Origin of the sequence: Chachezhania antarctica (assembly GCF_003646465.1) — a bacterium.
In the GTDB taxonomy this organism is placed as follows: Bacteria; Pseudomonadota; Alphaproteobacteria; order Rhodobacterales; family Rhodobacteraceae; genus Chachezhania; species Chachezhania antarctica.
This window is the reverse complement of the sequence record NZ_QZEX01000001.1, coordinates 384781-406801: the sequence shown is the minus strand read 5'-3', so window position 1 is coordinate 406801 and position 22021 is coordinate 384781. Positions and strand designations below refer to the sequence as shown.

Genomic DNA, 22021 nt, shown 5'->3' with positions numbered 1-22021 from the left:
CCTCGTGCGCCCTAATCGACCGGACCGCAGACCAGCGCCGCATCGGCGCCGGTGGCACAACGGCGGACGATACGCGCCGGTCCTTCCCCGGCCGCGAAGGGCAGCGCGAGGCGTGTCCAGCGGGTGGCATCCGGCGCGCGGCAGGTCACCGCCTCGACCGGCATCCGGTCGCGATGCGCGTTCAGCAACACAAGGCTGCCGGTTTCCGGGTCGTGCCACAGCGTCACGCTCAGCACCCCGGCGGCCGGCGCCTCCCCCAAGTCATCGGAATACCAGTGCGCCAGCGACGCCTGGCAGAGGATGGGCCCGGGGCCCGCATTCTCGATCACCAGTTCGACCGGGGTCACGCCCTCGGTCCCGCGAACGATCCCGGAATAGGGAACGTAGCCGCCCGTGTCATCGGCCCCAGCCTGGCCCGCGACAGTGGCGAGCACAAAAAGGATCCCGGCCGCGCCAGTGGCCAGGGATCGCAATACCGACGCACCGGCTTGAACCGGGGCGCCTGACACTAACCACGGGAGACGAAAACCATGAGACATCTATTGTATTCCATTCCTCTGGCCGGGCTGCTGGCCGCCAGCGCGATGGCCGCCGACGTCAACAGTATCGCGATCCTCACCCCTGAGAAAGGCAGCGACTTCGGCTGGAACCAGCAAGGCGTCGATTCCGCGAAAGCCGCCGGAGAAGCCACGGGCGTCGAGGTCGTTGTGGCCGACGGTCTGGGCTATGGCGACGTGCGCGCGCCGATGCGCGAACTGGCCGCCGAAGGCGTGGACCTGATGATCGCCCATGCGTCGGGCTACAACACCGCCGCACCGGAAATCGCGCAGGAAACCGGCGTGCCGGTGGCCATCGTCGATACGCCCGACGGGCTGACCGAAGGCCTGATCGCCGACTACACGCTGTCGGGCCATGAGGGCGCCTACCTTGCCGGCCGGCTCGCCGGCAAGATGACCACCACCGGCACCGTCGGGATCGTGGTGTCGGGCGAACCGCCGTCGTGGAACTCGCAATCCGCGGGCTTCGCCGAGGGCGTGAAGGCCGAAAACCCGGATGTGAAGGTGCTTTATGCCGTGATCGGCCCCGCCGCCTATTCCGATGCCGCGGGCGGCAACCGCGTGACCACCAGCGTGATCGCCGCCGGCGCCGACATCATCTTCGGGCAGGGCAACGGATCGTCCTTCGGCATGATCCAGGCTGTCGAGACGAACAAGGCCACCGATGGGTCGGACACGCTGTTCATCGACGTGATCGGCGACAAGGGGTCGCTCGACAAGGGGCACCTGCTGACCTCGGTCGTCTGGGACATGACGCCGGTCTACACCGCGATGATCGAGGACCTGAAGAACGACACGTTCGGCACGACGGGCTATGCGATCTCCCTGTCCGATGACAGCGTGAAGCTTCTGAAGACGCCGCAGGTCGATGCCGCCGCGTGGGACGAAGTGATGGCGCTGCGCGATCAGATCATCGCGGGCGAAATCACGGTCGAGCCTGTCTTCGATGCCGAAGACGTCCGGTCTCTTGTGACGGTGACCGAGTGACATGACCCTGCCCGCCCAAACCGCATCCGACATGTCCGAGGCCGTCGGCCTCCACACGGTCACCAAGCGCTTTCCCGGCGTTCTGGCCGTGGATGGCGTGTCGCTGACGGTGCGGACGGGCGAGGTTCATGTGCTTCTGGGCGAAAACGGGGCCGGCAAGTCGACCATCGTCGGCATGCTGGCCGGGCTGCAAGAACCGGATGACGGCCATATCTCCGTCGCCGGGACCGGCTCCCGGCTGGACAGCCCTTCGGCCAGCCTCGATGCCGGGATCGCCACGGTGTTCCAGCATGTCATGCTGGTGCCCACGCTGACGGTCTTTGAAAACCTCGTGCTGGGCGCCCCGTGGTGGCGGCGCCCGCACCGCGCGCAGATCGAACGGCGCATCGCCGAGCTGTCGCGCGACTTCGGCCTGAAGGTGCAACTGGACGCGATGACGGGCGACCTGTCCCTTGGCGAACAGCAGCAGATCGAAATCGCCCGCGCCCTTCTGCGCGACGCCCGCGTCCTGATCCTGGACGAGGCGACGTCGATGCTGACCCCATCCGGCGCGGACGAGCTGGGCGCGCAGATGCGGCGCCTCGCGGAGCGCGGGCTGGCGGTGATCTTCATCACCCACAAACTGGGCGAGGCCTACCGCTTCGGCGACCGGATCAGCGTCCTGCAACAGGGCCGCATGGTGGGCGATATCGCGCCCGACGCGCTGGCCCGCATGGACGAGGACGCGGCGATCGAAGAAATGGTCCGCCTGATGTTCGGCGGCAGCGATACCTCGGCCAGCCTCTACCGTGACCGCCCCGCCCCCACCGCCGCGCCGCTTCTGTCCGTCGAACGCCTTGGCACCGAAGGCGGGGCCGAGATGATGGCGCTGAAGGACCTCTCGTTCGACCTGCGGCCGGGCGAGATCCTTGGCATCGCGGGCATCGACGGCAACGGTCAGAAACAGCTGGCCGAGGCGCTGTCGGGCCAGCGCTCGGCCACCGCGGGCCGGGTGATGTTCGACGGCGCCGACGTGACCCGGCTCAGCGTCGGGCAACGGCGCAAGCTGGGCCTGCGCTACCTGACCGACGATCGCCTGTCGGAGGGCACCATCGGGATCTTCCCGATCGCTGAAAACACCGTGCTGAAGGATATCGGCGCCGCGCCGTTCTGGAGCGGGGGAATCGAACGCCCCGCCCGCATCGGCGCCCACGCGCGCGAGGTGATCCGGCACTATTCGGTGCGCGCGCCCAGTGAATTCACGCCCATCGGGCACCTGTCCGGCGGAAATATCCAGAAGGTTCTGCTGGCCCGCGAACTGACGGGCGAGGCGCGGGCGGTGATCTTCAACAAGCCGACCTACGGGCTCGATACCCGCAACATCGCCGCCTCCCGCCGCCGGATTCGCGAGATCGCGGACAAGGGGCTGGCGGTGCTCCTGATCTCGACCGAGTTGGACGAATTGATCGAACTGGCGGACCGCATCGCGGTGATGGCCAGCGGACGCATCCGCGGCACCGTCGTCAACGATGCGGGCGCGGGCGATCTGCGGCTGCGCCTGGGCCGGCTGATGGTCGACGAAGGCAAGATGGCAGACACGACGGGGGACGCGGCATGAGTGCAAGCTCCGAACTCGACGACGCAGCCCCGGCCCAAAGCCCCCGCCGGTCGTCGCGGTGGCTGCAACGCTTCGTGCTGGTGACGCTGGGGCCGATCCTCGCGGCGCTGGTGGTCTCGGGCATTGTGCTGCTGCTCTTCGGTGTCGATCCGCTGGAGTATTACGGCTACGTCGTGCGCCGGGGGCTGCTGTCGTCGCTGGGCCTGCAACAGACAGCCACGCGGATGGCGCCGCTGCTGTTCCTGGCCGCGGGCCTGATCGTGGCGTTCCGGGCAGGCCTTTGGAATCTTGGCGTGGACGGTCAGTTCCTGCTGGGCGCCGTAGCAGCGGCAGCCCTGGCACCTTCGCTTGTCGATATCCTGCCCGGCTGGGCGATGCTTGTCGCCGGGTTCTGCGTGGCGGCGCTGGTGGGCGCGCTCTGGTCGGTCGTGCCTGCCCTTCTGCGTGCCTATCAGGGCGTGAACGAGATCATCACCACGCTGATGATGACCTTCCTTGGCGTGTCGCTGGCCAATGTACTGGTCAAGCTCGTGTTCCTCGACCCCACCACCACCGTACCGCAAACCCGCACCCTGCCCGTCCCGGACCGGATGCCCAGGCTCTTCGACACGACGATTTCCAGCGGCATGATCTGGGGCATCCTTGCCGTGCTGGCGGTGCACCTGATGATGACGCGCACCGCCTTCGGCCTGCGTCTGCGCACGGTGGGCGCGAACCCCCATGCCGCGGCCCATGCCGGGCTGAACGTGCCGCTGCTCACGGTCGCCGTCTTCGCGATCTCGGCCGGGTTCGCGGGGCTGGCCGGCGCGTCCGAGGTTCTGGGCGTGACAGGCAATATCCAGGCCGACTGGAACCCCGCCTACGGGCTGATGGTGATCCCCTTGGTGTTCCTGGCCCGGTTCCACGGCGTGGGCTCGATCATCCTGATCTTCCTGTATTCCACCCTGCTGATCGGCGCCGAAAGTGCCGCCCGGCGCGTGGGCGTGCCGCAGGATTTCACGCTGGTGCTGGTGTCCAGCCTGCTGATCCTTCTGGCGCTGGCCGAATGGCTTGATGCCCGCCGCTCATGGACGGAGAGCTGACATGGAAGCCCTGCTGACCGCCGCCTTCCTGTCCTCGCTCCTGACCGGCGCCATCGTGGCCGGGATACCGCTGTTGCTGGCAGGGCTTGGCGAACAGATGTCGGAAAAGGCCGGCGTGCTGAACATCGGGATCGAAGGCATGATGCTGGCGGGCGCCTATCTGGGCTTCCTGACGGCATGGACGTCGTCATCCATCTGGCTGGGCTTTCTTGGCGGGATCGCGGGCGGGATTCTGGTGGCGGCGCTGATGGCGCTGCTGTGCGTGGTGCTGCGGCTGAACCAGATCGTGATCGGCATCGCCCTGACGCTTGGTGTCGAAGGGATGACGGCGCTGCTCCACCATTTCCAGTTCTCGCGCACCTATCCGCGCCTGCCCGCGCCTGATCGTGTCGACCTGCCGTTCCTGACCGATATCCCCGTGCTGGGCCCGTCGCTGTTCGGACGGCACCCGCTGGTTTACCTGGCACTCATCTCGGTCCTTGTGCTGGCATTCCTGTACCGACGCACCAACCTTGGCCTGACCCTGCGCGCGGCAGGCGAAAAACCGGCGGCGCTGGATGTCGCGGGCGGGCATGTCATCGCGATCCGATCGGCCGCCGTGCTGTTTACCGGCGGAATGGCCGGGCTGGGCGGCGCCTACATGGCCAATATCGGCGCGGGCCTCTTCATTCCCTACATGACCGGCGGCGCGGGCTTCATCGGCATCGTGCTGGCGATGCTGGCCCGGGGCCGGCCGCTCTGGGTGCTGGCCGGCGCGCTGATCTTCGGCGCGGCGCTGTCGCTGACCACCGCCCTGCAAGTCGCCGGATCGAACATCCCCACCGACGTGATCCAGATGCTGCCCTTCGCGGCGGTGATGCTGGTGCTGGTGATCTGGGGCCGCCGCGCCCGCCTGCCCGCCGCCCTTGGCGTGGGCTACGAACGCGGCGCGCGCTGACGACAGGAAACGGAACGCAAAACAACAGGGAGACGGCAACATGGCAGATACGAAGGTGTTTCTCCTCGACGGGGGCAGCCTTGTCCTGGACGGGTTCCACATCTGGTGGAACAAGGGCCCGGGGGGCGAGGTGCGCTTTCCGGTCTATTCGGTCCTCGTGGATCATCCCAAGGGCAGGTTCCTGATCGATACCGGGTTCGATTACGACCACGTCATGAAGGCGCTGGCGTTCGAGAAACCGCAGCAAAGCGAACAGCAGACCATCCCCGGCGCGCTGAAGCTGCTGGGGCTTGAGCCCAAGGACATCGACGTCGTCTTCAACTCGCACTTCCACTTCGACCATGTGGGCGGCAACAAGTTCTTCCCGGACGCCAAGAAGATCTGCCACAAACAGGAACTGCCGCAGGCCGCCGCCTGCCAGCCGTTCGAGGTGCTGGGCTATTCCGACCTGGGCTTTTCCGCCGAGGTGGCCGAAGCCCGCGGCGCCACCGATCAGCTGACCTCTGGCCAGACGGCCGCCAATACGGCCTACGAGTTTGTCGAAGGCGACGTGGAACTCGCCCCGGGCGTCACGCTTCTGTTCACGCCGGGCCACACCATCGGGCATTATTCCCTGCTGGTGGAATTCGACAGCCGCCCGCCGCTGCTGCTGACGCTCGACGCCGCCTATACGCGCAAGAACTATGACAACGACATCAATGCCGGTTTTCACATCGATCCGGTGGCCGGTGTCTCGTCAATGCGCAGGCTGAAGGAGATCGAGAAGGAGAAGGGGGCCGAGGTGCTCTTCTCCCACGATCCCGAAAGCTACAAGGACTACAAGATCGGCGTGAATTATTACGGCTGACGGCCCGTTCGACCAGTATCCCTTCCCCGGACACCGGGGAGGGTCACACCAGACCCGGAGCATGAAGATGCGCTATGCCGAAGAGACCCCTCCCGTATTTACCCTGACCGCCGGTCCGGTCGATGCCTACCCCGAGGTCCTGCAGACCATGGGGCGGACCGTGCTCTACGATTACGACCCCGCGTTTCAGGCGTTCTATGAATCCGTGGCGCTGAAGGCGCAGAAGGCGATGGACACGCCGGAACCACCGCTGATCCTGCAGGGCGAACCGGTACTGGGGCTGGAAGCCGCCGCCGCATCGCTGATCGCGAAGGACGACGTGGTGCTGAACCTTGCCTCGGGCGTCTACGGCAAGGGCTTCGGCTACTGGGCCGCTCGCTATGCCAAGCGCGTTGAGGAGATCGAGGTCGCCTATGACGACTGCATCGACCCGGAAACGGTACGCACCTACCTGAAGGACCACCCGGAGATCGCGGTCGTGTCGGTCTGCCATCACGACACCCCGTCGGGCACGCTGAACGACATCGATGCCATCGGCGCCATCGTGGCAGACGCCGAGGCGCTGATGATCGTCGACGCGGTGTCGTCCTTTGGCGGGATGCCGGGCGGTCCCGGTTCATGCAAGGCAGGGATCTACGTGTCCGGCCCGAACAAGTGCATGGGCTGCCCGCCCGGTCTGACGCTGGCCGCCGTGTCGGAAGCCGCCTGGGCCAAGATTGATGCCAACCCCGATGCGCCCACGGCCTCGATCCTTGCGATGAAGGACTGGCGCTATGCGTGGAAGCGCACGAACCCCTTCCCCTTCACGCCGTCTGTGGCGGAAATCAACGGGCTGGACGCGGCACTGGACCGCTACCTGCGCGAAGGGCCGGAGGCCGTCTGGGCCCGCCACGCGCTGACCGCCGCCGCCTGCCGCGCCGGGATCCTGGCGCTGGGGCTGAAGCTTTGGCCCGCGCGGGAAGAAATCGCCTCGGCCACCTGTACGGCCGTGAAGATGCCCGACGGCGTCGATGCCGGTCCGGTCATCGCCGAAGCGCGGGCGCGCTATGGTGTGATGCTGTCGGCCGGGCGCGGGGTGACAGCGGGCAAGCTGATCCGCATCGGCCACATGGGCCCGACGGCGCAGCCGATCTACGCGCTGGCCGCCGTCGCCGCCGTGGGGGGCGCGATGACGGCGCTGGGCCATGACGTCGACCTGGCCGCCGGCATGGCCGCCGTCACCGCGCGGATCGACGCGGACGGATGAACCAACAGAACCAACAGGGGAGTGCATGTCATGGGTAAACTGGACGGAAGAACCGCCATCGTCACCGGCGCGGCGCAGGGCATCGGCTTTGCCATCGCGAAACGCCTGGCCGAAGACGGCGCTTTGGTGCTGATCGGCGACAAGAACGAAGCCGGCGCAAAGGAAGCCGCCGAAAAGATCGGCTTGGGCGTCACGGCGATGAAATGCGATATCTCGGACCAGGTCGAGGTGTCCGCGCTGATCGAAGCCGGCGCGCGCGATGGTGCGCCCGACATCCTGGTGAACAACGCCGCAATCGTGCCGTTCAGCCCGTGGGACGAGATCGACCTTGACCACTGGCAGACGATCATCGGCACCAACCTGACCGGAGTGTTCCTGACCTGCCGCAAGGCCACCGACATGATGCGCGCCGCCGACCGGAAGGGAAAGATCGTCAATATCGCATCCAACACCTTCTTTGCCGGGACGCCCAACATGGCCGCCTATGTCGCATCTAAGGGCGGCGTGATCGGCTTTTCCCGCGCGCTTGCGACCGAGGTCGGGAAGTACGGGATCTGCGTCAACGCGCTGTCGCCGGGGTTGATCGAATCCGAGGGCGTGAAGAACAGCCCGCACGATGAAAGCTTCGGCTTCGTCGAGATGCTGCAGGCCATGCCCGGCAAGGGCCAGCCGGAACAGATCGCCGGTGTCGCGTCATTCCTTGCCTCGGATGATGCCGGATGGATGACGGGGCAGACAGTGAACGTCGATGCTGGCATGGTACGCTGGTAAACAGCCTCTTGGTGCCGCCTTAAACAGGGAAAGGTTACTAGAATGAACCACTTCAGGATATCACGACTTGGCGCCGCGGCGCTTCTGGCGCTATCCGCCGCGCTGCCCGCGCTTGCGCAGGAGCCGGTTTCGGGCGGAACGCTGACCGTCGCCGCCGATACCGAACCACGGAACCTCAACCCCGCCATCGTTGCGTCGAACGGCGTGTTCTACCTGTCGTCCAAGATCGTCGAGCCGCTGGCCGAGATGGACTATGACACCGGGCTGAAGCCGCTGCTGGCCACCGCTTGGGAAGGCTCGGACGATGGCCTGACCTTCACCGTCACCCTGCGTGACGGCGTGACATGGTCGGACGGTGAACCGTTCACCTCGGCCGACGTGGCGTTTTCCGCGATGGAGATCTGGAAGCCCCTGCAGAACATCGGCGGCCAGATCTTCGCCGACCTGACAGCGGTCGAGACACCGGACGACACGACCGCGATCTTCAAGTTCTCGAAGCCCGTTCCGGCGCAGCTGATCGAAAACGCGATGCCGGCCGTCACGGCCGTGCTGCCGAAACACCTGCTGGAAGGCAAGGATCTGGCCGAGGCCGAGTACAACACCGCCCCCGTCGGCACCGGGCCCTTCGTCTTTGGCGAACACCGCCCGGGCGAATTCTACCAGCTGGTGAAGAACGACAGCTACTGGGGCGAGGGCCTGCCCTATCTCGATGAAATCGTCTACCGCGTACTGCCCGATGCGGGTGCCAAGGCCGCGGCGCTGGAAACCGGCGATGTTCAGGTCACCGCCTTTTCCGCCGTGCCCCTGACGGATCTGGAGCGTCTGGACGCCATCGACGGGATCAGCGTGATCCCCGAAGGGTATGAAGGCATCACCTACAACATCGTGCTCGAGATGAACAACGAGACGCCCGAGCTTGCCAAGCCCGAGGTGCGCCAGGCGCTGGCCTATGCCATCGACAAGGATTTCCTCGTCGACGTGGTCTTCATGGGCTACGCCACGGCGGCGACCGGCCCGGTGCCGCCCACCGATCCGCTGTTCTACACCGACGATGTTCCGGCCTACGACTTCGACACCGACAAGGCCGAAGCCCTGCTGGACGAGGCAGGCTACCCCCGCGGTGACGACGGCACCCGGTTCTCGCTGCGCCTGCGTCCGGCGCCGTGGTTCGAACAGACCCGCGCGGCGGGCGATTACGTGCGGCAGGCGCTGGGCAAGGTCGGCATCGACGTGGAAATCGTCACCGCCGATCCCGGCGGCCATATCGCGGCGGTCTATACCGACCACGATTACGATCTGGCGATCGGGTCGCCCGTCTATCGCAACGATCCCGCGATTTCGACCACGATCCTGTACCAGGGCGGGCTGGCGGCCGGCATCCCCTTCGCCAACCAGTACGGCTATGACAGCGCCGACATGAACGCGCTGATTGCCAAGGGGCAAAGCACGCTGGACCCGGACGCGCGCGTCGAAGTCTACAAGGAGTTCCAGGAGCTGGCCCAGACCGACCTGCCGATCCTGTTCCTGACCCATTTCACCTTCATCACGGTCGCCCGTGACGAAGTGAAGAACGTCGCCAACAATCCGCGTTGGGCCACGGGCAACTGGGCCGATACATGGATCCAGCCCACGGAATGACCGCGCCTGACGTCACGATTGCAGCCCGCCCCCGCGGGCTGCAACTTTCCCGTTACCTGCTGCGCCGTATGCTGCAGGCCGTGCCTGTGCTGTTGCTGGTGTCCCTTGGTGTTTTCGTCCTGCTGGAAATGGCCGAAGGCGATGCCGTCGACGCCTACCTTGCCGGGATCGGCGGCGCCGACGCGGCCTTCGCCGACGAACTGCGCGAACGCTATGGCCTGAATGAAGGCTTGGGCGGTCGTTTCCTGACATACGCGACCCGGCTGGCCACTTTCGATCTGGGCCATTCCTTCGCCTTCTCGCGCAGCGTGGGCGCCGTGATCCTTGAACGACTGCCGAACACGGTGATGATGATGGTCTCGGCCATCCTGCTGTCCGCGGCCCTTGGAACGGTGCTGGGCGGGCTGGCGGCGTTGCGGCGTGGACGGCCCGCGGACACCGTGATCTCCGTCACCGCGCTGGTGCTGAACGCCACGCCCGGGTTCTGGCTGGGGCTTCTGGGCATAATCCTGTTCGCGGTCAAGCTGCGCTGGCTGCCGGTGGGCGGCCTTTCGACCTATGGCGCCGATCTGGGGCCGGTCGGCTCGGTTCTGGACATCGCCCGCCATCTTGTCCTGCCGGTCTTCACGCTGGCACTGACATACCTTGCGCTTTACGTCCGGCTGATGCGCGGCGCGATGATCGACGCGGGCGAAAGCGGCTGGGTTGCCGCCGCCCGCGCCCGCGGCGTCCCGTCCCGCCGGATCGCGCTGCGCCACATGGCGCGCCCCGCGATGCTGCCTGTCGTCACGATGATCGGCCTTCAGGCCGGCACGCTACTGGGCGGGTCGGTGGTGATCGAATCCGTCTTCGCCATCCCCGGCCTTGGCGCCCTGTCCTACGAGGCGGTCAGCCAGCGCGACATGCCGTTGCTGGCGGGCATCCTTCTGGCGGGCACGGTTCTGGTCGTCGTCGTGAACATCGTGATCGACCTGATCTACGGCCTGCTCGATCCGCGGGTCGAACTGGACGGAACCAGCTGATGATCGAAACCGCCGCTTCCCGCATTCCCCGCCCCGTCGGCGGCTTCATTGGCGTGACGCTGCTGGTGCTGCTGGCAGGCGCCGCGCTCATGGCGCCATGGCTCGCACCGGGCGATCCGCTCGACATGGTCTGGCGGCCGCTGACGCCGCCCTTCACCGATGCCCGTTATCCCCTTGGCACCGACCAGCTGGGCCGCGATATCTTGGCCGAGATGCTGCACGGCGCCCGCGTGTCCATGACCGTCGGCGCCACCGCCGCCGCGGCCGCGATCTGCGTCGGTATCCTGATCGGAACGCTCGCCGGATTTTCGGCCCGCTGGCTGGACGAAACACTGATGCGCGTGACCGAGGCGTTCCAGACCGTGCCCACCTTCCTGTTGGCGCTCGCGCTGGTCAGTGTGCTGGGTGCCAGCGCCACCAATGTTGTGGTCGCCATCGGCATATCCTCGTGGCCGCCCACCGCCCGGCTGGTCCGGGCCGAGGTGCTGCGCCTGCGCGGTGCCGATTACGTCGACGCCGCCCGCATCGCCGGCCGCCCGCCGCTGGCCATCGCCTTTGCCGAGGTGCTGCCCGGCGCACTGCAACCCGTGATCGCCCTTATCGGCGTGACGGTGGGCGAAGCGATCCTTGTCGAAAGCGCGCTGGCCTTTCTTGGCCTGTCGGATCCGAACCGTGTCAGCTGGGGCGGGATGCTGGCCAATGGCCGGGCGTTGATCCGCACCGATCCGGCGCTGGTGATCCTGCCCGGCATCGCCATCGCGCTGTCCGTGCTGGCCGTCAGCCTCAGCGGTGACGCGCTGGCCCGCAGGCTGGGACTGACCGGACGATGACAGGCACGCTTCTGACCCTCCGCGATCTTGAGATCGCCTTTCCCGGTCGCCGCCGCGACGCGCCGGTACAGGCCGTGCGCGGCGTGTCGCTGGACGTGGCCCCGGGCGAGGTGCTGTCACTGATCGGCGAAAGCGGATCCGGCAAAACCACGGTACTGGGCGCCATCGCGGGCCTGCTGCCCAAGGGAACCGGCCTGCGCGGCGACATGCGGCTGGATGGTCACGCCGGCAACCTGCTGGCACCCGGCGCCGACAGGCGCGGCATTGCCGGGCGCGAGATCGCGATGATCTTCCAGAACCCCGGCGGCAGCCTGAACCCGGTTCTGACCATCGGCGCCCATATCGACGAGGTCGTGCAGGTTCATCACGGCCTGTCCACCCGTGCCGCGCGGGACCGGACGGTCGATCTGCTGAACCGCGTCGGCCTTCCCGATCCGGCGGTCCGCGCGCAGGCCTTTCCGCACCAGCTTTCCGGCGGTCAGAAACAGCGCGTGGCCATCGCCGCCGCCTTGGCCGGCACACCTCGGCTGCTGCTGGCGGACGAACCGACGACGGCGCTGGATGCGACGGTACAGGCCCAGATCCTCGACCTGTTGCTGCATCTTGTCGATGACGAGGGTATCGCGATGATCTTCGTCACCCATGACCTTGCCGTTGCCGCGTCCATCGGGGACCGGATGGCGGTGATGAAGGATGGCGAACTGCTGGAGGACGGCCCGGCGCGCGAGATCGCCCGTCGCCCCGCGCATCCCTACACGGCGCGGCTGGTGGAGGCGGCGCTGCCCTTCACCCTGTCCGGAAACCCCGGTGAAGGCGGGTCTCCGCTACCGGATGTGCCGGACGATCAGGCCGGGCTGCGCATGACCGGCATCCACCGGACGTTCACCGGTCGCGGCGGCAACAGGATCGTGGCGTCGGACGGGGTCGACCTGCGGGTCCGTCCGGGTGAGATCGTGGGCCTGATCGGCGAAAGCGGATCGGGCAAGACGACGCTGGGCCGGATCGCGGTGGGGCTGGACCTGCCCCATGCAGGCACCGTCACGATGGACGGCACGCCAGTTGACGGGCGTCGCCCGCTGCCGCGGGATCAACGGGCCGCGATCCAGGTGGTGTTCCAGGACCCCTTGGCCAGCTTCAACCCACGGCGCGACGTGGCCCACGGCCTGCAGGTGCCGCTGCGCATCCATGCCGGGCTGACCGGGCGCGCCGCCGCCGACCGCGTGACGGAACTGTTCCGGGACGTGGGTCTTGACCCCGCCCTTGCCCGGCGCCGCCCCCGGGACCTGTCGGGCGGGCAGCTTCAGCGCGCGGCGGTGGCCCGGGCGCTGGCCGCGGGCCCAAGGCTTCTGGTCTGTGACGAGGCGGTCGCCTCTCTCGACGTGTCGGTGCGCGGGCAGGTGCTGGACCTCCTGATCCGCCTGCGCGACCGCGACGGGTTGGGGGTGCTGTTCATCACCCACGATCTGGGCGTGGTGCAACGGCTGGCCGACCGCACCGTGGTGCTGCATCGCGGCCGCGTCGTGGAAAGCGGGCCGACCGAAACGGTGCTTGGCGCCCCGCAGGAGGCCTATACAAGACGCCTGATCGAGGCCGTCCCGCGTGGGCTCAGCCCGTGGCGCGCGCGCTGGCCGCAGGTAGCGCAAGCCCGGCCGGCCTCCTGACGACGCGCAGAGGCAGCCAGAAACCAGGGACGCGCCTGACCGTCAACGGGCACTCCGACAAAACTCCGGCGGGGCCTCCCTTCTGCATTTTTTCATGTCTCGATCTCTCCTCACCACGCATTCACGCGCTGTTCCGGCGGCAGCCACATCGGATCGTCTTCCGTGATGTCGAACGCCTCGTAGAACGCCTCGACGTGCCGCAAGGGCGCCGTCGTGCGGTAGGGGTTCGGCGCGTGCACGTTCGTCAGGCTGTTTTCCATGTATTGCGGCGTGCTCTTTTCCGTCCAGAACTGGGCCCAGGATATGAAGCAGCGTTGCGATGGGGTGAGGCCGTCGATCTCGACGTTCTCCTCGGGGTGCTCCTCGAGGTATTTCATCAGCGCGAGATGGGCGAAGGTGATGCCGCCGATGTCGGCCATGTTCTCCTTCACCGTCAGCGCACCGTTCACGAAGTTGCCGGGCAGGAACTCGTAGGCGTCGGCCTGGTCGATCAGCTTCTGCGCCTCGGCCTCGAACGCCTGTGCGTCGGCATCCGTCCACCAGTTCCGCAGGTTGCCCTGCGCATCGTACAGGCGGCCGCCACTGTCAAAGCCGTGCGTCATCTCGTGGCCGATGATGGCGCCAAGGCGGCAATAGTTCACCGCCGCGTCCATTTCGGGGTCGAAACCCGCGGGCTGGGCGATGCCGGCTGTCACCTCGAACCCGTTGATCGACGGCGTGTACCCCGCGTTGACCAGCATCGGCAGCGTGCCATGCGGGTTGTTGAACGGTTCATGCACCTTCGGATGGCCGAACTTCGACAGGTCGCGCCGGTTGCCGAAGGTCGCAAGGTTGACGAGGTTCGCCACCGGATCGTCCGGCACCACTTCGACCGAGCTGTAGTCGATCCATTCGTCCGGGTAGCCGACCCCGATATAGAACGCATCCAGCTTCCCCAGCGCGGCTTCGCGGGTTTCTTCGGACAGCCAGTGCCGGGTTTCGATGCGCTGGCGGAACTGGGTCATGATCCGTTCGATCATGTCGGCGGTGGCGGCGCGGGTGTCTTCCGGAAACGCCGCCTCGACGAACAGCCGGCCCAGCGGATGGCCCAGTTTCCCCGGCATCATCTGCAGTGCCAGGTCATCGTCCGGCGTCTGGGTCGCGACGCCCAGCAGGGCCTCGGTCAAAGCACGCACCGGTTCCTTGAAGTCCGGGCCCAGCACCCCCTGCATGGAGCTTACGACCGAGAACCGGAGGTAATCGCGCAGGTCCTCCATCGAATATTCCTGTAGGACCTGCGACAGCTTGGGGTAGTAGTTCGGCTGGAACAGGATGATCATATCGGGCACCGGCTGGCCCTGCCCTTCAAGGTAGAGGCTCATGTCCATCTCGGGCACGAGCGCCTGGAAATCCGCCCAGTCCGTCGGGTTGTTGCGGTTGCGCGGGTCGGCATATTCGACGGGCGAAAGCTCCCCCGACTGCAGGATCGTCTCGAGCGAGACGATCATTTCCGACATCGGCCCCGCTTCGTCACCCGTCACGCCGGTCAGGATCAGCAGATCCTCGACATATTGCCGATAGGCCTGCTTGGCCGCGGACTCGCCGGGCATCTGGTAGACCGAGCCGAGGGACAGGCCCAGGCTGCCCTCCGTCGCCGCCATCGAGATCTTCGTGGCATCGTTCATGTCGGTGGTGACCGATATGGTCATCAAGGGCGTTTCGAACACGACAAGGGACCATTCGCCGAGGAAACGGGCAATGTCGTCGTGCGTTTCCAGCGCGTTGACCTGGTCGAGATAGGGGCGCAGCGGGTCCAGCCCGGCGGCGTCGCGCGCCTCGATGTCCATGAACGCGTTGAAGAAATCGCCCACCTGCTGCACCGGGCTGCCCTTGGGCGCAGCGGCGGCGTTCGCGGCGGCGTCGACCACCGCGGCCTTCAGGATCGTGTTGGCGCGTTCGGTCATGTAGGCCATCGCCCCGATGGAAGCCATCCGTTCGGGCCGATCGGCGCGGTCCAGCCAGCCGCCCGCGGCGTATTGCTGGAAGTCGTCGCCGGGATCGACGCTCGGGTCCATGTTGTGGATGGAAAAGGCCAGCTGATCCGCGCCGATCGGGTAGACGTCCTGGGCCATGGCGGCGGCGCCCGCAAACGTGGCAAGCGCCGTCGTCATCACGAAGCATTTTGAAACTGGCGGCATGGCAAAATCCTGTCCTGCTTATGGCTGCGCGGCAAGAAGTGCCGCGGCTGGCGCGGTGGTGGTTGCCCTAAGGGTAACTCAATCCATGCGGAAGGTTAGCCGGGACCGACTATTCTGCAAAACCAAATATTTACGTCGGTGGGGCGCGGCCGATCACGCGGTCTGTGCCATCGGGCAGACCTTGGCCGCAAGGTCCGTCCGGTCATCGGGAACCGTTCATGACCTTTTCCGCAGCGTCGGAGCGGCCTTGCCGATACCGTGCAATACGGTATCGGGTCCGCGTGACCGGGGGCGGCACGATGCCGGACCGCCCGGACGTTTCAGAAGATGAAATCGGACGCGGACAGGTCGCTCAGATCGGTGTCGAGCAGCACGATCTTGTTCTGGTCGTCGCCACCCATGTCGTAGATGACCTTGCCCTTGCGCTCGGTCGAGGCATTCTTGAACTGCGCAAGGCTCGTCGCCTCGTTGGAGAAGTTCGAGAAATCGAGCTGGTCGTTGCCGCGGCCGAAATCCTTGATCACGGTCTTCTTGAAAGCGCCGGTGAACACGAAGTGGTCGGCTCCCTTGCCGCCCGTCACCGTGTTGATGCCGCCGCCCGCGTTCATGGTATCGGCGCCGCCGCCACCCTTGATCGTGTCGGCCTTGGCGCCGCCCTGGATCTCGTCGTTGTCCGCGCCGCCCTTTAGCGTGTTCTTGCCGTTGCCGCCGAAGATCGTGTCGTTGCCCTTCCCGCCGGAAACAACATCGGCACCCTTTTGGCCTTTGATCGTATCGTGGCCGTTGCCGCCCTTCAGGCTATCGGAGCCCGTGCCGCCCAGGATCGTGTCGGCATTCTTGCCGCCCTTCAGGGTGTCGTCGCCTGCCTTGCCATTCAGGTGGTCGGCATTATTCGTCCCGGTGAAGACATCGCCGCCGCCGGCACCGAAGAAGACGACATCCTCTGCGAAGATCATGTCCAGCAGCGCGTCCACACCCGTCTTCGAAAACTTGCCCAGGCTCTGCACTTCGTCGATAATCTTGTCGGCCGGGGCACCAGCCAGGACAGGCGCGAATTCGACGGTATAGCGCGGAGCCGACATCTGAAGATCGTCGCCGGTGGAAAACACGCCGTTGCCGAAGAGAAGCCGGCTTACCGTTTGCGGCGTCGATTCGGCTCCGTAGCCGTTGCCGATGATGTATCCTGCTGCCTGGGGCGATGGCCCGAAGAGCGATCCCTCAGACGCGCCGTAGACACCGTAGAAGACGCCGTTGACTTCATGTTTGTAGGACGTGAAGGAACTGGGCAGGAAGGTCGCATTGAAGTTTTCCATGTAGCCAGTGAAATTGGTCACGGAATTCCTGCCGGTAGTGATCGTGGTCGTCATGACGTCTCCTGTCGTGCCTGGCCTGAGGACGAGGCAGTTTTCTAGGTCAGCTTCGCACTGGCGCCACGCCGACCGATTGTTGATTTGATTAATATATAGGCTGGATCTCGACTAGGTAACCCGGTTTCGTGCCGAATTCGCAACCGCGATCCGGCTTCCGTTGACGGCGGGCGTGTCTGCCAAAACCGTCGATTTCACCGATGGTGAAACCGTGCCGGGATATCACAGGGTTTTCGTCGCTCTGTTTTATCGGATCTGCATTCGCGAACCGGCATCCGGAACGCGCACCGGGGCGGCCCGATGTCGGACCACCCTTGAATCTCAGAAGATGAAGTCGGACGCGGACAGGTCGTCCAGCGTGGTGTCGAGCAGAACGATCTTGTTCTGGTCATCGCCGCCCCTGTCGTAGATGACCTTGCCGTCGCGCTCGATCGAGGCAGTCTTGAACTGGTCGAAGTTCTTTGCCTGTCCGGCGAAGCCCGAGAAATCGAGCTGGTCGCCGCCACGCCCGAAGTCCGTGATGACGGTCTTCTTGAACGTTGCGGTGAACACGAAGTGGTCGGCCCCCTTGCCACCGGTCACGGTGTTCACGCCGCCGCCCGCATTCAAGGTGTCGGCACCGATGTTGCCATGGATAGTGTCGGCGCCGGCACCGCCATGGATCATGTCATCGTCCGCGCCGCCGGAAAGCGTGTTCCGGCCGTTGCCACCTTGGATCGTGTCATTGCCCTTGCCACCGGACACCGTATCGGAGCCCTTCTGTCCGTTGATCGTGTCGTGGCCGTTGCCGCCAAACAGGGAATCCCCGCCCTTGCCGCCCAGGATCTCGTCGGCGCCCTTGCCGCCGTACAGGGTGTCGGCGCCCGCCTTGCCGTCGAGGATATCGGCCTCGTCCGTCGCCCGGAAGACGTCATTGCCGCCAGCACCGTGGAAAATCACGTCGGTCCGCAGCATCGAGTTTAGCAGAAACGCCATATCCTTGTTCGTGGCATCGCCCAGTCTCTCCACGATCAAACGCATGAAGCCGGCTATGGCACCGCCGATCTCGGGCGAGAATTCGACGGTATAGCTGGGAATCGACATTTTCAGATCGTTGCGGGTGGAATACACGCCATCGCCGAATGCGACCCGGCTGATCGTCTGCAACGTCCCGATGGAGCCGACAGCATCACCCATGAGATAGCCCATCGCGTTCGGGCGCACCGTGTCTCCGATGTTCGCGGCAGATCCGGCAATAACGCCGTAGAATTCGCCGGCCCGCGTGGTCTCGTAGAACGCCTTGTCCCTGGGGGTGAAGTCCTCGTTGAAGGAATAGAGATATGCCGTGAAATCGGTGACGGAATTTCTGTTGGTGGTGATCGTTGTGGTCATCACGTCTCCTGTCCTGACCGAAATGCCAGTCAGGTGATTGCCGAGGTCAGCGGCGGAACGGGTGCCATGCCGACCGAATGGAATTTCGAAAGAATGAGCAGAAACGACTTCAGGCCAACGATGCGAGGGACCGGCGTCCGCTCAGGACCCACCGTTGGGCCTTCTGCGGAGTATCAGCCAGACGTTTTGACGTCACCAATAATCATCATCGCACCGGCGCTTTCCAAGAAGCGCCACCACGTCATGCGATTTCAGCTTGGGGGGGGTCGGGCATCACCGGCGCACCGGCGTTTGCGCCCGAAGCAATCTGCCGGTACCGCGCGAGTTTCCACCCGCGCGGCGGGGCAGGAGGGCGGCCCGATATCGGACCGCCCCGATGCGTATCAGAAGATGAAGTCGGACGCGGACAGGTCGTCCATAGTGGTGTCCAGCAGAACGATCTTGTTCAGGCCGTCGCCGTCCATGTCGTAGACGACGTTGCCGCCCCGCTCTTGCGACGCATCCTTGAACTCGGCAAAGGTGGTGGCTTCGCCGAAGTCGGAAAAGTCCAGCTCGTCATTGCCGCGCCCGAAATCCGTGATCGTTGTCTTCTTGAACGATCCGGAGAACACGAAATCGTCGGCACCCTTGCCGCCGGTCACCGTATTGATGCCGCTGCCGGCGTTGATCACGTCGTGACCCTTGCCACCGTCGATCGTGTCCTTGCCATTGCCACCAAAGATCACATCGGCACCGCCGCCGCCGAAGACCGTGTCCGCGCCGTTGGCCGCATAGATCGTGTCGGCGCTCTTGCCGCCCTTGATCGTATCGTTGCCCTTGCCGCCATAGATGGTATCGGAACCGTTGCCGCCGAAGATCGTGTCGGAACCGTTGCCGCCGTAAATCGTATCGTCGCCCTTGCCGCCATTGATCGTGTCGGACCCGCCGTTGCCGTAGAGCGTGTCGTCGCCATTGCCGCCGTAAATGTCGTCTGCGCCCTTGCCACCGTACAGGGTGTCGTCGCCGCCCTTGCCTTTCAGCATATCGGCATTGTCGGTCCCCGTGAAGACATCGTCACCGCCGGCGCCGTAGAACGCGACATCGTCCGGGATCATGTTGTCCAGCAGGGTTTGGACCTCGCCGTTCGATGCGCCGCCAAGATCCAGCATGCCGTAGATCACGTCGACGGCCGCGTCACCGGTGATCGACGGCGACAGATCGACCGTGTAGGCTGGCGCCGACATGTCCAGCGCGACGCTGCCGCCCCCGATGTCGGTGTAGTATTCGCCGCTGCCGAAGACGACCTGGCTGACAGTGCCCGACAGCGTGTGCGTGTTGAAGTCGTAGACGACATTGTCACGGATGATGTACCCCAGCGCGCCCGGGGCCGGCGTTTCGCTGACCGGCGCGGCCGAGGCGCCATAGTCGCCCGAAAGCCCGTTCGAAAAGACGCCCCGGCCCGCGGATTCGAAATTGTTATTGAAGGACTGCACGTAGGCGAAGAAATCGGTCGCGGCGCCGGTGCGGGTTCTGATCGTGGTGGTCATGACATCTCCTGTCCTGCCTGGTCTGCCGATAAGGCGAATGCAGGGGTCAGTTGCGAACGGGTGTCATGCCGTTCGACTGGTATTGTGATTGATATGTCCGCTGGGTGGGTGGTACGCGGTGCCCGCGCGAACCCGGTTCATATCCGGGCCTCCGCCTTGCTGCGGCAGTGCTAGGAAATCTTATAGAAATTGTCAAGAATTTCCATCAGTATGAATTAGCTTGTAAATTCTCAACAATCTTTATCTGAAGATAACTGTCGGAAATGTAGCATTCCGGCATCACCGACGACCGCTGTACCGCCTCCCGGCTTCTCCTTCCCGGGGCGATCCTGTAGGCACTGCACCCGGTGACTGCCGGTTCCGTCCGTCACCGAAGACCTGCCAGCATCCCGCCAGCCATCAAACCGACATTTGGCCAAAGCCGCCCCCGTGGGGCTGGAGGATGATCTTGCGCACCCTGTTCTACTGTTCCTCGATTCTCGCCCTGACCTGTGCCAGCACCGCCATGGCGCAGGACACCGACCCATTTTACCTCGGCCAGATCGTGATCGATTACGCCGGCGCCGGTGACCTGAACGAGGTCAACGTGGACGGCGAAGATCTTGAGATCATCGAACCGACCGACCTGCGCGACGTGTTCAAGAACGAACCCGCCGTTTCCGTAGGAAGCTCGCTGCCGATTTCGCAGAAGCTCTATGTTGACGGGGTCGAGGAAAACAACCTGTCGGTCACCATCGACGGCGCGCGGCAGAACAACAAGATCTTCCACCACAACGCCACCACCTACATCGATCCCGAACTGCTTAAGCGCGTCCGCGTCGACCCCGGCGTGGCGCCGGCCGATGCAGGGCCCGGCGCGCTTGGCGGCGCGATTGCCTTCGAAACCAAGGATGTCGATGATCTGCTGGCCCCGGGCCTTACCTTCGGCGGCCTGTTCTCGACCGAGTACCAGTCGAACGGCCACGTCTTTTCCAACAGCCTCACGCTGATGACCCGCCATGGCGGGTTCGAGGCGCTGCTATCCGGCAAGTATGCCACCGGCGGCACGCAGGTGGATGGTGACGGGAACGATATCCTCGGCTCGGGCACCGGGATGTCCAGCGGGCTGGGCAAGTTCGCCTACGAAACCGAAAACGGCGGGCGGTTCGAGTTCAGCTACGAAACCGTGCGCGACGACGATCTGCGCCCGTTCCGGGCCGACATGCAATCGTCCGACGGCGTGCTGATGACCCGGCGCTATGACCTGCAGCGCGAAAACATCGTGTTCAACTACACCACGGTAGATCCCACGGCCTACTGGGACCCGAAGTTCCTGATCGCCTACAGTTCCACCGATCTGTACCTGCCCACCGACAGCGACATCGGCAAAGGCAAGACCGACAGCTACAACGGCGTGTTCCAGAACCGGTTTACACTGCCCATCGGCACAATCACCGCCGGTCTCGATTTCTACTCCGATGATGCGCAGCTCGACTACACCAGCCTGACCACACCGTCAGACTCGATGACCCCGAACGAGAAGGCCGAAAACGTCGGGCTGTTCGCCCAGGCGCGGCTGGATCCCACCGACCGGCTTCGCGTGACCGCCGGTCTTCGCGGCGACATGCAAAGCTTCACCGGCACCGATGGCACGACGTACGATAACTCCGGGCTCTCGGGGAACGCAGCGGTCGAATATGCCGTGACCGATGCGTTTTCGGTGGGCGCAGGCGCGTCCCGTGTCTGGGGCGGGATCGCGCTGGCGGAAAACTTCATCATGAACCCGGCCTGGGTCTACCCGTCGGACGGGATCGAACCGGTGACGTCCGACAACTACTTCCTTGCGGCATCCTACGATTCCGGACCATGGAGCCTGAGCGGCCGTCTGTTTCAGACCAGCATCAAGGACGCCCGCGCACCCAGCTATCGCGCCGGCCCCGCCGTGACCGCCGACATGGAATCCGAAGGCTATGAAGTGAAGGCAGGCTACAACTGGGGATCGGGTTTTGTCCGGCTGGGCTATGCCGACATCGACAGCACGGTCGACGGCTCCCACGCCGATTCCTACCTAGGCCGTTACCTGACGACGCCGCTGGGCCGCCAGATGACGGTGGAAGTGCTGCAAAGTGTGCCCAACACCGGCCTGCTGTTCGGCGCCGACGCCCAGATCGCGTTCGAGGAAGACGGCTTCTATGACGGTGACCCTGCCGATCCGCTGCCCGGCTACCAGGCCGTGAACGCCTTCGTGGAATACGTTCCGGCCGCTTACGGAAACCTCAAGCTGCGCCTGCAGGTCGATAACCTGTTCGACGAGCTTTACACCGACCGCGCCACTTACGGGCAGGAGTTCGTGAGCGAAGGGCTCATCCCGCTCTACCAGCCCGGCCGGTCCGTGTCGGTCCGTGCAACGCTGACGTTCTGAGGAG

At 65.2% G+C, this 22021-nt stretch carries 17 protein-coding genes; 12 read left to right on the top strand and 5 right to left on the bottom strand.

What is annotated here, in order from left to right; genetic code table 11:
* Nucleotides 1-11: 11 nt before the first annotated feature.
* Nucleotides 12-434: a hypothetical protein gene (locus tag D4754_RS01945; RefSeq protein ID WP_163025745.1), complete on the bottom strand. Its 423-nt coding sequence runs from the start codon at nt 432-434 to the stop codon at nt 12-14.
* 96 nt (nt 435-530) lie between these two features.
* Here D4754_RS01945 and D4754_RS01940 point away from each other — a divergent pair, with 96 nt between their 5' ends.
* The 11 genes from D4754_RS01940 (at nt 531) to nikE (ending at nt 13175) form a co-directional block, all read left to right on the top strand.
* Nucleotides 531-1544, top strand: a complete 1014-nt coding sequence (locus tag D4754_RS01940; protein ID WP_121061088.1) for a putative B6 ABC transporter substrate-binding protein — start codon at nt 531-533, stop codon at nt 1542-1544.
* A 31-nt stretch (nt 1545-1575) separates the two neighbouring features.
* The gene (locus D4754_RS01935) at nt 1576-3141 is read left to right on the top strand and encodes a putative B6 ABC transporter ATP-binding protein (protein WP_205589562.1); all 1566 of its coding nucleotides are present in this window, start codon (nt 1576-1578) and stop codon (nt 3139-3141) included.
* The gene (locus D4754_RS01930) at nt 3138-4223 is read left to right on the top strand and encodes a putative B6 ABC transporter permease subunit 2 (protein WP_121061084.1); all 1086 of its coding nucleotides are present in this window, start codon (nt 3138-3140) and stop codon (nt 4221-4223) included. Before D4754_RS01935 ends, D4754_RS01930 begins: the two co-directional genes overlap by 4 nt.
* 1 nt (nt 4224) lies before the next feature.
* Nucleotides 4225-5160: a putative B6 ABC transporter permease subunit 1 gene (locus D4754_RS01925; RefSeq protein ID WP_121061082.1), complete on the top strand. Its 936-nt coding sequence runs from the start codon at nt 4225-4227 to the stop codon at nt 5158-5160.
* A 40-nt stretch (nt 5161-5200) separates the two neighbouring features.
* The gene (gene pldA / locus D4754_RS01920) at nt 5201-6007 is read left to right on the top strand and encodes a 4-pyridoxolactonase (RefSeq protein WP_121061080.1); all 807 of its coding nucleotides are present in this window, start codon (nt 5201-5203) and stop codon (nt 6005-6007) included.
* A gap of 61 nt (nt 6008-6068) precedes the next feature.
* Nucleotides 6069-7253: a pyridoxamine--pyruvate transaminase gene (gene ppaT / locus D4754_RS01915; RefSeq protein WP_205589561.1), complete on the top strand. Its 1185-nt coding sequence runs from the start codon at nt 6069-6071 to the stop codon at nt 7251-7253.
* A 30-nt stretch (nt 7254-7283) separates the two neighbouring features.
* A complete protein-coding gene (gene pldH / locus D4754_RS01910; RefSeq protein ID WP_121061078.1) occupies nt 7284-8024 on the top strand; it encodes a pyridoxal 4-dehydrogenase, SDR-type in 741 nt (246 codons plus the stop codon).
* A gap of 42 nt (nt 8025-8066) precedes the next feature.
* Nucleotides 8067-9662 (top strand): ABC transporter substrate-binding protein, encoded by a 1596-nt coding sequence (locus D4754_RS01905; RefSeq protein ID WP_121061076.1) that lies wholly within the window; start codon nt 8067-8069, stop codon nt 9660-9662.
* Entirely contained in the window at nt 9659-10684 is a 1026-nt protein-coding gene (locus D4754_RS01900) for an ABC transporter permease (RefSeq protein WP_205589560.1), read from the top strand. The genes D4754_RS01905 and D4754_RS01900 overlap by 4 nt, the downstream gene beginning before the upstream one ends.
* Nucleotides 10684-11514, top strand: coding sequence for an ABC transporter permease (locus D4754_RS01895; protein WP_121061074.1), 831 nt, complete (start codon nt 10684-10686; stop codon nt 11512-11514). The genes D4754_RS01900 and D4754_RS01895 overlap by 1 nt, the downstream gene beginning before the upstream one ends.
* Complete coding sequence (gene nikE, locus D4754_RS01890; protein ID WP_121061072.1) at nt 11511-13175, top strand: nickel ABC transporter ATP-binding protein NikE; 1665 nt, start codon at nt 11511-11513, stop codon at nt 13173-13175. The genes D4754_RS01895 and nikE overlap by 4 nt, the downstream gene beginning before the upstream one ends.
* A gap of 110 nt (nt 13176-13285) precedes the next feature.
* On the opposite strand, the gene D4754_RS01885 is transcribed toward nikE, so the two are convergent.
* From D4754_RS01885 to D4754_RS24540, 4 genes are all read right to left on the bottom strand, one after another.
* Nucleotides 13286-15352: a M13 family metallopeptidase gene (locus tag D4754_RS01885; RefSeq protein ID WP_121061070.1), complete on the bottom strand. Its 2067-nt coding sequence runs from the start codon at nt 15350-15352 to the stop codon at nt 13286-13288.
* A 320-nt stretch (nt 15353-15672) separates the two neighbouring features.
* Complete coding sequence (locus tag D4754_RS01880; protein ID WP_121061068.1) at nt 15673-16719, bottom strand: calcium-binding protein; 1047 nt, start codon at nt 16717-16719, stop codon at nt 15673-15675.
* Between the two features lie 321 nt (nt 16720-17040).
* On the bottom strand, nt 17041-18090 hold the full coding sequence (locus D4754_RS01875) for a calcium-binding protein (protein ID WP_121061066.1): 1050 nt from the start codon (nt 18088-18090) through the stop codon (nt 17041-17043).
* A 383-nt stretch (nt 18091-18473) separates the two neighbouring features.
* Nucleotides 18474-19616 carry a calcium-binding protein gene (locus D4754_RS24540; RefSeq protein ID WP_121061064.1) on the bottom strand — a complete coding sequence of 381 codons (1143 nt, stop codon included), beginning with the start codon at nt 19614-19616 and terminating at the stop codon, nt 18474-18476.
* Between the two features lie 442 nt (nt 19617-20058).
* Between D4754_RS24540 and D4754_RS01865 the strand changes: the two genes are divergently transcribed.
* Nucleotides 20059-22017, top strand: coding sequence for a TonB-dependent receptor domain-containing protein (locus D4754_RS01865; RefSeq protein ID WP_121061062.1), 1959 nt, complete (start codon nt 20059-20061; stop codon nt 22015-22017).
* The last annotated feature ends 4 nt before the right edge of the window (nt 22018-22021 follow it).